Origin of the sequence: Mesonia profundi, from assembly GCF_031085155.1 — a bacterium.
In the GTDB taxonomy this organism is placed as follows: domain Bacteria; phylum Bacteroidota; class Bacteroidia; order Flavobacteriales; family Flavobacteriaceae; genus Mesonia; species Mesonia profundi.
In genome coordinates, this window is record NZ_JAVHUL010000020.1 from 43,662 (window position 1) to 57,280 (window position 13,619).

A 13,619-nucleotide genomic window follows, 5' to 3' on the forward strand; every position below is an offset into this window, starting at 1 on the left:
TCAGTTTAAAACGAATTTAAAAGAAAAAAATTAATCCTTTCTTTCACTTAATACTTTTCCATTCTTATCGATGGTAATTTCTAATTCTTTGGTAAAAGTTTCTAAGTCTATTTCATAAATAACCTTATTCCCAGTTTTAATCATATCTACATCATCAATGCTAAAATCAGCATAATTCTTTTTTATGACATTACTCACCGCGCTTGGCAATTGAGAAGAAGAAATTTCTACTTTTCTTTTTACTTCTTGTCCAATAGAAGAATACCAAACATCATAATCCATTCGGTCTATTTCAAACTCCACTTTGTAGTTCTCCATATCCTTCTCCCACTCCACATCTGTTGCATTAGCGAACTCCTTATTAAAAGCAGTTGTTAAATTAGCGGGCACATCACTCATTCTCAAGTCTTGCGCTTGTACGGCGACACTTGCAAAAAGAAATACTAAACTCATTTTTAAAATTTTCATAGCGTTTGTTTTTAAGATTTAAGACAAATTAAAGGGAGGAAACTGAAAACAATTAGGAATTTTTTTTCCGTCAAGCGGAATTATCCCAATTTATTATAGAATTCAATTGTAAATTTACAAAACAAGCAATTAAGTACAAGATTTAAAATTATAATTAATTCTGAATCCGTCTTATACCAATTCTATTTTAAAATAAGGCATTGGATTTGAAAATGTATTTTTTTCAAATCCAAAACAAAAAGCGCAGTAATTGGTAAAATTGGTATTAGTTAAACGAGATGCTAAAATATTCAGATTGTATTTCCGTAAAGGGTAAATAAAGAAACTATGAAAATACTCATTATTGAAGATGAAATAGATATGCTTCAAAATATGAAGCAAACCTTAGAGAAAGAAGGCTTTTTGATAGAAAGTGCAACCCATTATGAAAGTGCATTTCAAAAAATTGGCGTGTATGCTTACGACTGCATTTTGTTGGATATTGGTTTACCAGACGGCAACGGATTGGATATTTTAAAAATTCTTAAAGAAAAAGGAATTAATGACGGAGTGATAATTGTTTCTGCCAAAGATTCTTTAGACGATAAATTAAAAGGACTTAATTTAGGAGCCGACGATTATTTGTCCAAGCCTTTTCATATGGCCGAACTCAACGCTCGCGTAAAAGCCTTACTTAGAAGAAGCAATTTTGGAGGTACGCAAAATATAGAATTAGGAAACCTTAGCGTTAATCCAGAGGAAAGAAGCGTGTGGATCAACCAAACTGAAATTGAATTAAATCGCAAAGAGATGGATATACTCCTATATTTAATCGCCAATAAAAACCGATTAGTGAATAAAACCGCTTTAGCCGAGCATGTTTGGGGAGATCACATTGATCAAGCCGATAATTTTGAGTTCATCTATTCCCAGATTAAGAACTTAAGAAAAAAGCTGACGGCGCATCAAGTAGATATCGAAATAAAATCTGTTTATGGAATAGGCTATAAATTAGATGTTTTATGAAGCTTTTAAATTACACAAGTAGGTATTTTGTCATCATTTTATTGTTTATCATCTTCATTTGGGCTGCTTTTTTCTATTACAATATGCTCGATGAAATTTATGACAGTATGGATGATAGTCTAGAAAATCAAAAAGGACTCGTTCTTCAAAAAGTGAAAGACAATCCAGAAATTCTACAAAAAAAACAATTTGAAGATGGTTATTATACCATTCAGAAACTAGCTGGTAAACCTAAAAAAATGGGTAAAGATAAGTATCGGGATACGTTAATGTTTATGGAAAATGAAAAAGAGTTTGAGCCCGTACGGCTTTTAGAAACCTCTTTCTCCCAAGCAGGAAACTATTACAAATTAAAGCTCATCACCTCTATGGTAGAGGAAGACGATTTGGTAGAAGAACTTTTGTACTCTATCATCGCTTTATATCTAGGCTTAATTTTGAGTATTTTAATCCTCAATAATTTTTTCCTCAAAAACACTTGGAAACCTTTCTACAGCTTGTTAGAAAAGCTAAAAAAATTCTCTATAGAATCTGAACATAAAATAACGTTTGAAGATACCAAGATTGAAGAGTTTGCTCTCTTAAATAAAAACATAGAAAACCTTCTTTACAAATCTCAAGAAAGCTATAAACAGCAAAAGCATTTTATAGAAAATGCCTCTCACGAACTTCAAACCCCTATCGCAATTAGCATCAATAAGCTAGAGCTTTTATTGGAAAAGAATAATATGAATGAAGATCAAATAGAAACCTTTAGCAGTGTTTTACAAAATCTAGAACGGCTTAAACGCCTTAACAAATCGCTTTTACTCTTAACCAAAATTGAAAACAATCAGTTTATTGAGGAAGAAGACATCAATCTTAATTTATTGCTGCAAGAGCTTTTAGAAGATTTTTTAGATTACTCTACGTATAAAAAGGTAGAGTTAGAATTAATTCAGCAAAAAAATCTTAGGGCTAGAATGAATAAAGATTTAGCGATTATTTTGTTTACCAACCTTATTCAGAATGCCATTAAACACGGTAAAGTAGGTACACAAATTGAAATTATTATTCATAAAGAAAGTGTGATGATTAAAAATGAATCTGATCATACTATTCCGCTTGACGTGGATAAAATTTTCTCTCGATTTTATAAAGAAACGGCTTTACAGAATTCTACAGGCTTAGGACTTTCTATCGCCCAAGCCATTGCGAAAAAATATGGCTTTACAGTAACTTACACTTACAAAGACCTTCATTGTTTTAAAGTTAACTTTCAACAGACTTAAAATCTTTATAAAAAGCCTAAAGAAAATGATAAATTTTATAGCAATAGGCTGGACTTCCAGATTTTTTTCAGATTCATGACTTAAATTTTACTATTATTAAAAACACCTCAGAATTATGAAGTTTAAAAAAGTTGAAATATCCATTATTTTAGTAGTTCTCATCGTTATTTCGGGAATTACTTTAGCATTTAACTACTCCCCCACACAAAACGAATCGCTAAGTATTCATGAGAATAAAAGTGAAAAAAGTTATCAAATCCTACAACAATGGGAGTTACCAAAAGACTTGGTAGAAATTTCTGGCATCAGTTGGTTGGGAAATCAAAAAATAGCGTGTGTTCAAGATGAAGAAGGTATTATTTACATCTACAACCTCAAAACAGCTAAGATTGAAAAAACCATTGAGTTTGGGGATAAAGATGATTTTGAAGCGATAACCATTTTTAATGAGAACGCCTATGCCTTACGTAGCGATGGGACTATTTTTGAAGTTAAAAACTACAACAACTCAGATTTTAAAACTCGCAAGTATGATACGTTTATGGAAGGGAAAAACAACACCGAAAGTCTTGCGTTAGATGTTAAAAATAACCGATTATTAATGGCGGCAAAGGACAGAGATCCTTTCAGTAAAAAAAGTAAAGGGATTTATGCATTTAATTTAGAGACTAAAAAGCTACAAAAAAAACCCGTGTATCATTTAAATTTTGAGGATGAGATTTTTGATAAAGTAAGAAAAAAGAAAATTAAAAAAACATTTAGTCCTTCAGAAATAGCGGTGCATCCACAAACTCAAGAGATTTATGTGTTGGAAGGGAAAAAACCCAAGTTGCTTATTTTAAACCCTGATGGAAGTCCTAAGCGACTTATAGAGCTTGATAAAGAAGAATTTAGGCAACCCGAAGGCATGACTTTTGCTCCCAACGGAGATTTATACATCTCTAACGAAGGGAAAAAAGAAAACGCTACTATTTTAAAAGTGGCGCTGAAATAGGCTCTTAAAACACAAAAAAAGGGAAGATTTTTTAAAATCTTCCCTTTTTTTATATGTGTTAACTTTTACAATTCTTTAAAGATAGAATGCATCAAACGTTTTTTATCGTTTAAGCTCTCTTCCAAAGAAATCATCGTTTCTGTTCTATACACCCCTTCAATATCATCCAATTCAAAGATAATTTGCTTAGCGTGCTCTGTGTCTTTTGCTCTAATTTTACAGAAAATGTTGAATTTCCCTGTAGTTACGTGTGCTACCGTAACAAATGGTATTTCATTTATACGTTCTAACACAAACTTGGTTTGCGATGTTTTTTGTAAAAACACCCCTACATAAGCGATAAAAGCGTATCCTAATTTTTTATAATCTATAGATAAGGAAGAACCTGTGATTATTCCCGCCTCTTCCATTTTCTTCACCCTAACGTGAACGGTACCAGCAGAAATTTGTAATTTTTTCGCTATATCGGTAAACGGAGTTCTCGTATTATCAATTAAGATATCTAAAATTTGATGATCTACTTCATCTAATCTAAACTTTGCCATTTATATTTTTTTTATTTTTAAAGATTATGCAAAAATAATACAATTATGCTGATATTTAATCAGTAATATTTAAGCTTTTGTTAAATTTACTAAGCATTCCTTACCATCTAAACTTATTTCTTGAATCTCAGCAATTTCACTCAGGTTTTCCTGTCTGTTTAATAAGAGTTTTTTACCCGAAACATCCATTTCTTGGTGGCCCATGTAGGCCTCCAAGTTTCCTAACGTCTCTAGAAACGGTACAAAAGAGATTTTATTGTCAATTAACGTCTCTTTATATTGTATCGCTAGGTCTGCATCACGCTTTTCTGCATTCCTTAGGATAACATCATAAAAGCACTTTTTATTTTCCGGAATCTTAAAATATTCTTGATAATCTGTATTTTTATAGGTTTTAGTCGACAATCCCCAAGTACTTTTTATCAAAGCAATTAAAATGAGCTTCCTTGTTTCTTCTCGGTTATAATCGCCTTTAAAGTGCCCTGCTTCAAATAAAACTGTCGGAATTCCAAGATTTTGCAAAGTATCTCCTACACAATTAAGGTTAAACCCATCATCATACCTCCCCACTTGATTGGGAATGATCTTTTGCAGACTCATATTCATATAAACGATAAGCTGCATCGCTGTGATCCTACTCTCATCAACATCCCTATCTTCGTTAAATGCTGGCGCTAAAAAAGAAACTGTTGCTGGTTTCGCTGGCTCTCCCACTCCAAATAAAGTACGTTGATCGTGTAAATTAAAGCAATAATCGGGTTGAAACTCGGTATAAAGCTTTTTAAAGACTTTACTCTCGGGTTGTGAACATCGTTGAGCATCTCTATTTAAATCGACGTCATTTGCATTCTTACGGGTATATTTTTTTGCCCCATCTGGATTTAACATCAAAATAAATCTAAATGAGATCTTGCTTAAGATTTCTTTCGCTTCCGCGGAATCACTTTGCAAGAAACCTATAAAGTCAATCAATGCTTTTGTAGTGGTCGTTTCGTTTCCATGCATTTGAGACCACATCAAAACTTTGATTGATCCTTCTCCAAAATTTAATTGATGAATAGGTAGACCTAAAACAGATTCTCCCAATACGCTTTTTTGAGTGCTAGGAAAATCAGCTATAAATTTCTCTACCTCTTCTAGCGGAATATACCTTCCAAAAAAGGATTCATTTTTATACTGCGCTGCTAAGTCTAATAATCTTTCTTCTTCCATAGTTTACAAAAGTAAACATTCCTTTTTTTACAATTGTAAACAACAAAAATACGGTGACACGTTACAATTGTAAACCAATTAGCTTTTAGACCTACCTAGGTGTGTGGAAAAACTCCTATTCTAAGTATTTTAGCAATTTAACTACTGCACTTCAATAACTTAAATACGTTTTAGTAAAGTGTTAGTTAAAGTAAATAATTACTTATAAACAGGGTTTTGTTATTCTGAATTAATAGTTTACATTTGTAAAACACAAAAACCTTTAATTTAGTTTACAATGGTAAACAGTCAAGAGTTTACAAATCGACTCGCCAAGATTATGGAGTATTACGAGCTAAGTGCAACCTCCTTTGCCGATAAAATTCAGGTAGGTCGCTCCTCTATTTCTCATATTATTTCGGGAAGAAATAAGCCTAGTTTAGATTTTGTAATGAAAGTGGTTCAGACTTTTCCCGAGGTAGAACTGTATTGGTTTTTAAATGGCAAGGGAAGTTTCCCTCCTACTCCATCCTCTGAAATTTCTTCCGTAAAGGAAAAAACGACGGTTTCTCCTGTTTCAGAAGAAAAAGAGATTCCGAAGAAAGATCACAAAAACACTTCCAAAGCAATTGAAAAGGTGATTGTCTTTTACACCGATGGTACCTTTGATGCGTATAATTCCTAATTCAAGAGCTGTAAAATAGTAGGACAGCTTGAATGTGCTCAATTCGCATTAAACTCTAAGGAATTAACCCCTCAGCAAGCGATTAATAGGCGTTTATTGTTTATTTTTGCAGCTTAAAACTTCTTTATTGATGAGAAATCTTATTCTGATTGCTTTTAGTTTATTGTTATGTAGTTGTTACGCCCCCGAGAGAAACTGTAAAGACTTTAAAACGGGTACCTTTGAGTTTGAATCGTACTTAAACGGAGAACTGGAGAAAACTCGTTTTGTGAGAAATGATTCGATAGAAGTAGATTATTATAAAAACAACGTAGATTCTTCCTCGGTTCGATGGATTAATGATTGTGAATACATTCTCACCAACCTTAATCCTAAGAATATGGCCGAAGAAAAGCCTTTACATATGAAAATTCTTACCACCGAAAAAAATAGTTACACCTTTGAATTCTCTGTGGTAGGAGGAGATAAAAAACAAAAAGGGGTTGCTAAGCGAGTGGAGTAAGCTTTGATATTTCCACTTTTCCAAAGCTCAAACTGTATTTATCTTTTCTCTTACCAGCCTAAATCATTGTAGAAATAGATTCTAATATTTATCTAAAGAATACGCATGTTTATTCATCTAGAGGGCTAATTAACACTTTGTATTGGCTTCTTTTAGATAAAGTGTTTGAATGTGAAGTTGATAAAGAATGAATAATCCAAAACGGCTTACTTCTTCTGATTTTTAAGCAATTGATTTTGCTCTTGCATAATCTCCTTTAAATCTGTTAGTAGCTGAATGTCTTTAGGCGTAGTAACTTTCTTATTATTCGTGTCTTCTGCATTTGTTCTTAGTCTGTTGAACAGTCTTATAATAATAAAAACAGTGCAAGAAATGATAAGAAAATTAATCAAAACTGTGATTAACTCTCCATAACCAATAGCCACTTCTTCTTTTACAACCTTATCATTGACAGATAAGGCATGCCTAAGCACTATTTTCTTATTTTCAAAGTTAAAATCATCTGTCAGTAAGGACAAAGGAGGAGCGATTACCTTTTTTACGAGTACATCTACTACTTTATTAAAAGCAGCTCCTACAATTACCCCAATGGCAATGTCAATCATGTTACCTTTAATAGCGAACTCCTTAAATTCTTTAAAGAAATTACTTTTCATAATTAATCATCAAATAATTTGGTTTGAGATTTATCTTCATCATCTCCCTTCTCAATATTTTGAGTAAAATCACCAGTTTCATTTTTTACTTCAGGAATTTCTTCTGTTTCTTCTTCCGCGGAAGCGATAGGTTCTAGAAGATTTAATTGGGTCACTGACTCGGTGGTAAGCTGATTCCCTTGAGCTTTAATCCCTTTAATACTAATAAACTCCTTTAAATTAATCTCGTCATTAGGTCGTTGCTCTTTCCTTCTCGCCTTTCTATAAACGATTTCCAATACAGGAATATAGTCTGTAGAAATTAACTCTAATTGAGACTTAGGATGATCTGAAATGATATTCTCTTCTTTGTCTTGATTGTCTACAAAAAAACGTTTAACGTAATAACGTTCTTTCTCACCTTCCCAATAGACGGCCGTCAATGGTTTTTTAGGTTGCCACTTTTCCATCACGATATAAGGCAAATCAAAACGCGTGGTAAGTTCTGGGACGATAGTAGTAAGCATACCGTCTTGAGTAATCAGTAAGATGCGGTCCTCTCCTCTAAACTCTCCTAGCAGCTCTCCTCTTTCATCTACATTTAAACGCTTAACAGTTTCATCAAACCAAATTTTTCTTGGCTTCAGAGTAGAAACGCCTTCTTCTTTTAGCTCTACTTTTTTAATAGGGTGCTTACTCGCTATATTTCCTTTAGAATTTCTTCCCTTAATCAGAATTTCGGCAAAATCAATTTCAAATTTCAACTTTTTAATGCTTCCTACTTGACGCAAGTAAACGGTTACCACCTCTGCTTCTCCATTGGGGTTAGCCGAAAAGTAATGTATTTTAGTGCCAGGTTTTCCTTTCCCCACACTGTATTCCCTGTCTCTGGTAATGGAGGTTACCGCAAAACGTTTTACATGAGAATTACCATTTTTCCCATCTCTATAAATTAAGTTATAGATGGTTCTCTTGTCTTTCTTTTTAAACACGGCCACATGGATGATATTCTTACCTATATAAGTTTTGTCATCTACTTTGGTGACTTTCATGGTTCCGTCTTCCGTAAAACAAATAATATCATCAATATCGCTACAATCGGTTACATATTCGTCTTTCTTTAAAGCGGTTCCCACAAAACCTTCTTTTCTATTTACGTAAAGCTTGGTGTTTCTTATAATTACTTTTGTAGCTTCAATATCTTCAAAAAGGCGTAATTCTGTCTTTCGTTCTCTGCCTTCTCCGTGATTTTTCTTCAGCTTTTTAAAATAATCTATAGCGTACTCAATAAGATGTTCTAGATGATGTTTTATTTGAGCAATTTCATCTTCTAAGGCCTCAATCTTTTGCTGTGCTTTATCAATATCAAATTTGGAAATTCTTTTAATTCTGATTTCGGTTAACCGAACAATATCATTTTCGGTAATGGCTCTTTTAAGATGACCTATATGGGGTTGTAAACCTTTATCTATTGCTTGAATAACACCGTCCCAAGTTTCTTCTTCTTCAATATCTCGATAAATTCTTTTTTCAATAAAAATTCTTTCCAAAGAAGCAAAATGCCATTGCTCTTGAAACTCTTCGAGCTTAATTTCTAATTCACTTTTGAGCAAGTTAACTGTGTGATCTGTACTTAACCTAAGTATTTCTGAAACCCCAATAAAATGAGGTTTATGCCCCATAATAATACAACTTAGCGGAGAGATAGAAATTTCGCAGTTGGTAAAAGCGTATAACGCATCTATCGTACGGTCTGGAGAAATATTATTAGGCAGATGAATGAGTATCTCTACATTTTCTGCCGTGTTGTCTTCAATATGTTTAACCTTAATCTTACCTTTTTCATTGGCTTTAATAATAGATTCTATTAAAGTAGTTGTGGTGGTACTGTAAGGTATTTCATTTACAACCAACGTATTTTTATCACGCTGACTTATTTTTGCTCTTACTCTTAACTTTCCTCCTCTTAAGCCATCATTGTAATTGCTCACATCCATAATCCCCGATGTTGGAAAATCTGGATAAATAGTAAATTTTTTGCCTTGCAAGTGTTTTACAGTTGCATCTATAAGCTCTATAAAGTTATGCGGAAGAATTCTAGTACTCAATCCTACGGCAATCCCTTCTGCTCCCTGCGCCAATAATAAAGGAAACATTACTGGTAAGTTAATGGGTTCTTTACGACGTCCATCATAAGAAGCCTGCCATTCAGTTATTTTAGGGTTATATACTACATCTAAAGCAAATTTAGAAATACGAGCTTCAATGTATCGAGAAGCTGCAGCTCTATCTCCCGTTAGGATATTCCCCCAGTTTCCTTGAGTATCAATTAACAATTCTTTTTGTCCCAATTGTACCATAGCATCCCCAATACTCGCATCTCCATGAGGGTGATATTGCATGGTGTGGCCCACAATATTGGCAACTTTATTGTATCGCCCATCATCTAAATCTTTCATAGACTGCATAATACGACGATGAACAGGCTTAAAACCATCTTCTAATGCGGGTACTGCTCTTTCTAAAATTACATAAGACGCATAATCCAAAAACCAATCTTTATACATCCCCGTGATTTTGGTAATCACTTCTTTGGGATGTTGTTCTCCTTCTGGTTGTTGGTTAGCGTCTAAGCTATTTTCATTCTCTGTATCCATGTCCTAAACGATGCTTATTGTGCTGCACTATTTTTTGCAATGATTTTTTTAAAATCTTAATCTTATTGTTACTGATAAAAGTAATATTGAATTTTATAATTTTTGAGAATTTTTCGATCTTAATTTTATACTCAAACATTTAAAAAAATAATAATTAGAAACCTCAAAATTTTTTAATTTATATTTTGGAAACTCCGCTTTGTTTTCTCTGTAATTATATCTTTCAGAAACTAAGATCCCTTTATTGGTTAAGCAAAGTGTCTCCCCATCACTATCATATTCAAAATATTTACCTGTTTTATAAATGTATAGGAACAAAGAGAGTAAAGGGATAATAAAATACAAAAATAGGTATTGATTTTTATAAATCTGCTTTAATTCTAGACTTAAAAAAATGAATAAACCTATACTTACCAAAATATAAAAGTAAATCATAGGTATAAGTTTAATATTTTGAGAATCATTAAACCGCATAGCTTATTTTTCTTCCAGGATATCCAATTCTACTTTTAGATTTTCAATGATGAATTCTTGTCGGTCTGAAGTATTTTTCCCCATATAAAAACTTAGCATCTCTTCTATTCCAGTTTCCTTATCTAACATCACAGGATCCAACCGAATATTTTCTCCAATAAAATATTTAAACTCATCTGGAGAAATTTCTCCTAATCCTTTAAATCGTGTTATTTCTGGTTTTCCGGTGAGTTTTTGTATGGCTTCTCTTTTTTCGGTTTCAGAGTAACAATAGATGGTTTCTTTTTTATTCCTAACTCTAAATAAGGGAGTTTGTAGAATATATAGATGTCCTTCTTTTATCAACTCCGGAAAAAACTGCAAGAAAAAAGTAATCAACAGTAATCTAATGTGCATCCCATCTACATCGGCATCAGTAGCAATTACAATATTGTTGTAACGAAGTTCTTCCATAGAATCTTCTATGTTTAATGCCGACTGCAACAGGTTAAATTCTTCATTTTCATACACAATTTTCTTAGTAAGGCCGTAACTGTTTAGCGGTTTTCCCTTAAGACTGAATACTGCTTGGGTGTTCACATCTCTAGATTTGGTAATGCTTCCACTCGCAGAATCTCCCTCTGTAATAAACAAGGTACTTTCTAGGTTGCGTTCTTTCTTTACATCTCCTAAGTGAATTCTACAATCTCTTAATTTCTTATTGTGAAGACTTGCTTTTTTAGCCCTTTCTTTGGCTAGTTTTCTAATTCCAGATAAATCTTTTCGTTCCTTTTCTGCCTGTAAGATTTTTCGCTGAATTTTTTCTGCCGTTTCCGGATTTCTATGCAGATAATTATCCAACTGACGTTTTACAAAATCTAAAATGTAGGTACGTACTGTTGGTAATTTTCCGCCCATATCTGTAGAACCCAGTTTGGTTTTGGTTTGACTCTCAAAGACCGGCTCCATCACTTTTATGCTTATCGCAGAAACAATGGATTTTCTAATATCACTAGCTTCATAGTTTTTACCAAAAAACTCTCTTACCGTTTTAACAATCGATTCTCTAAAAGCAGCGTGATGGGTTCCTCCTTGCACAGTATGTTGACCGTTAACAAAAGAATGATATTCTTCACTATACTGCGCTTTGCTATAGGTAATAGCGACCTCTATATCTTCTCCTTTTAAGTGAATAATAGGAAATAAGCGGTCTTCTTCTGGAATACTTTCTGAAAGTAAATCTTTTAACCCGTCTTCTGAATAGAATTTCTCTCCATTAAAAATAATCGTAAGTCCAGGATTGAGGTAGACGTAGTTTTTCAACATTTTTTCTACATACTCTGATCTGTACTTATAATTTTTAAAGATCGTTTCATCAGGAACAAAAGATACTTTAGTACCTTTTCTTCTGGAAGTTTCCTCTAGAAAATTTTCATCTTTTAGCTCTCCTTGCTCAAATTCCGCGGAAGCTGATTTATTATCTCTGGTAGACTCTACTCTAAAATAACCCGAAAGCGCATTCACGGCTTTTGTACCTACACCATTAAGCCCCACCGATTTCTTAAAGGCTTTACTGTCGTATTTACCTCCGGTATTCATCTTGGAAACTACATCTACCACTTTCCCCAATGGAATACCTCTCCCGTAATCTCTAACGATTACTTTTTGTCCTTGTATGGAGACATCTATGGTTTTACCAGCTCCCATAACGTACTCATCTATAGAGTTGTCGAGAACCTCTTTTAACAGGATGTAAATTCCGTCATCAGCACTAGAACCGTCACCCAATTTGCCAATATACATTCCGGGACGCATTCTAATGTGTTCTTTCCAGTCTAGAGAACGTATGTTATCCTCGGTATATTTTGTTTCTTCTGTCATAGATAAGGTTGATGTGTAGCTAAGATAGCACGATTTAACAAAAAATAAAACCCGTAAGAGGGATTTTAATTAACAATAAAGGAAAAGTTATGATTATAGGTGTTTGTGAATAATTTATAAGAGACTTTTTTTGTTAAAAGGTTTAATTAAAATGTCGGTCATCCCAGCATTCATAGCTCTTTCTTTAATCTCACTCAATTCTGAAGCGGTTACTGCTATCATTGGTTTTTCAGGATGTATTTTTCTTATGGCACTTACAATTTCATATCCATTTAAATTGGGTACATTAATATCTATTAAAGCAAGATCCCAATCTTCATTACTTAAAGCTTTTAAACCTTCTTTTCCATCTTCAAAGGTACTTAAACTTAGTTCGTAAGTAGACAGAAATTTCTCTACTACCAAACGGTTAATTAGATTGTCCTCTATGTGGATTATCTTTTTGCCTTTAAACTGATTTGTTTTCAGGGACTCTTTTTCATTTACTGCTTCATTTATAGATTCTTTACAAGTAATTTCAAAAAAGAAAACAGAGCCTTTCCCTATTTCACTTTCTAACTTTATATCGCTATTCATAAGTAAGAGCAATTTCTTAACAATAGATAGACCTATTCCTATACCTTCCATAGTATTTTTACCCGCAGAGATTTGAGAAAACTCTTCAAATATCATCTCTTGTTTATCTAGAGGAATGCCTTCGCCATTATCTATAACTTTAAACTGTAAATTAAGCTTTTGATCCACCCCTTCTAGAAAATTTACTTCTACGCTAACCCAACCCCTGCTAAACTTAATGGCATTTTCGGTTAAATTAAGTAAGACTTCATACAAAATACTGCTGTCTGCTATGATTTGTTGAGGAAGTTTAGGATCTTTTTTTAATATGACCTCGCATCGATATTTTTTTGCTGAAAATTGAACCGCCGAAAGAAGGTTATCCATAAAATAATCTAAATTTATTACTTCTGCTTTAGTTTTTATTTTATGTCTATCCATCTTATTTAAGAAGAGAATATTATTGATTAATTCGAGCAGGTAATTTCCTGAAAACTTTAAGGAATTTAGCAGTTTTTTGTTATCGGATGAAGTGTCATTATTATCCAACAACAAAGAGGTAATGCCTATCACTCCATGCAACGGAGTTCTAATTTCGTGACTAATATTAGAAATAAAGTCAGCTTTGATTTTTGCAGCGATTTCGGCTTCTTTTTTAGCTGCTTTCAAATCCTTGTTACTCTTATTTAAAGTATTAATTAACCCGTTGTGCATTTTAAATAATACTGATTTTTATGTTATTGATGTTTCTATTAAATATAAATCTATTGATATATT

The 13,619-nt window shown here is 33.0% G+C and carries 12 protein-coding genes; 5 read left to right on the forward strand and 7 right to left on the reverse strand.

What is annotated here, in order from left to right:
• Positions 1-30: 30 nt before the first annotated feature.
• Positions 31-468: a PepSY-like domain-containing protein gene (locus RBU60_RS08815; protein WP_308864483.1), complete on the reverse strand. Its 438-nt coding sequence runs from the start codon at positions 466-468 to the stop codon at positions 31-33.
• Positions 469-795: 327 nt separating this feature from the next.
• Here RBU60_RS08815 and RBU60_RS08820 point away from each other — a divergent pair, with 327 nt between their 5' ends.
• From RBU60_RS08820 to RBU60_RS08830, 3 genes are all read left to right on the forward strand, one after another.
• Entirely contained in the window at positions 796-1,473 is a 678-nt protein-coding gene (locus tag RBU60_RS08820; protein ID WP_308864484.1) for a response regulator transcription factor, read from the forward strand.
• A complete protein-coding gene (locus RBU60_RS08825; RefSeq protein ID WP_308864485.1) occupies positions 1,470-2,744 on the forward strand; it encodes a sensor histidine kinase in 1,275 nt (424 codons plus the stop codon). Before RBU60_RS08820 ends, RBU60_RS08825 begins: the two co-directional genes overlap by 4 nt.
• 115 nt (positions 2,745-2,859) lie before the next feature.
• Complete coding sequence (locus tag RBU60_RS08830) at positions 2,860-3,738, forward strand: SdiA-regulated domain-containing protein (RefSeq protein WP_308864487.1); 879 nt, start codon at positions 2,860-2,862, stop codon at positions 3,736-3,738.
• A gap of 65 nt (positions 3,739-3,803) precedes the next feature.
• On the opposite strand, the gene RBU60_RS08835 is transcribed toward RBU60_RS08830, so the two are convergent.
• Positions 3,804-4,283 (reverse strand): Lrp/AsnC family transcriptional regulator, encoded by a 480-nt coding sequence (locus RBU60_RS08835; RefSeq protein ID WP_308864488.1) that lies wholly within the window; start codon positions 4,281-4,283, stop codon positions 3,804-3,806.
• 69 nt (positions 4,284-4,352) lie between these two features.
• Entirely contained in the window at positions 4,353-5,495 is a 1,143-nt protein-coding gene (locus RBU60_RS08840; protein WP_308864490.1) for a M14 family zinc carboxypeptidase, read from the reverse strand.
• 277 nt (positions 5,496-5,772) lie between these two features.
• Here RBU60_RS08840 and RBU60_RS08845 point away from each other — a divergent pair, with 277 nt between their 5' ends.
• Together RBU60_RS08845 and RBU60_RS08850 are read left to right on the forward strand one after the other, a co-directional pair.
• Positions 5,773-6,159 (forward strand): helix-turn-helix domain-containing protein, encoded by a 387-nt coding sequence (locus tag RBU60_RS08845; protein WP_407660198.1) that lies wholly within the window; start codon positions 5,773-5,775, stop codon positions 6,157-6,159.
• Between the two features lie 130 nt (positions 6,160-6,289).
• The gene (locus RBU60_RS08850; protein ID WP_308864494.1) at positions 6,290-6,661 is read left to right on the forward strand and encodes a DNA topoisomerase IV; all 372 of its coding nucleotides are present in this window, start codon (positions 6,290-6,292) and stop codon (positions 6,659-6,661) included.
• Between the two features lie 206 nt (positions 6,662-6,867).
• Here RBU60_RS08850 and mscL read toward each other — a convergent pair whose 3' ends face one another.
• From mscL to RBU60_RS08870, 4 genes are all read right to left on the reverse strand, one after another.
• Positions 6,868-7,317: a large conductance mechanosensitive channel protein MscL gene (gene mscL, locus RBU60_RS08855; protein ID WP_308864496.1), complete on the reverse strand. Its 450-nt coding sequence runs from the start codon at positions 7,315-7,317 to the stop codon at positions 6,868-6,870.
• A 2-nt stretch (positions 7,318-7,319) separates the two neighbouring features.
• Positions 7,320-9,953, reverse strand: coding sequence for a DNA gyrase/topoisomerase IV subunit A (locus RBU60_RS08860; RefSeq protein ID WP_308864497.1), 2,634 nt, complete (start codon positions 9,951-9,953; stop codon positions 7,320-7,322).
• A gap of 477 nt (positions 9,954-10,430) precedes the next feature.
• Positions 10,431-12,287, reverse strand: coding sequence for a DNA topoisomerase IV subunit B (locus tag RBU60_RS08865; protein ID WP_308864498.1), 1,857 nt, complete (start codon positions 12,285-12,287; stop codon positions 10,431-10,433).
• 114 nt (positions 12,288-12,401) lie between these two features.
• On the reverse strand, positions 12,402-13,556 hold the full coding sequence (locus tag RBU60_RS08870) for an ATP-binding protein (RefSeq protein WP_308864500.1): 1,155 nt from the start codon (positions 13,554-13,556) through the stop codon (positions 12,402-12,404).
• Between the last annotated feature and the right edge of the window lie 63 nt (positions 13,557-13,619).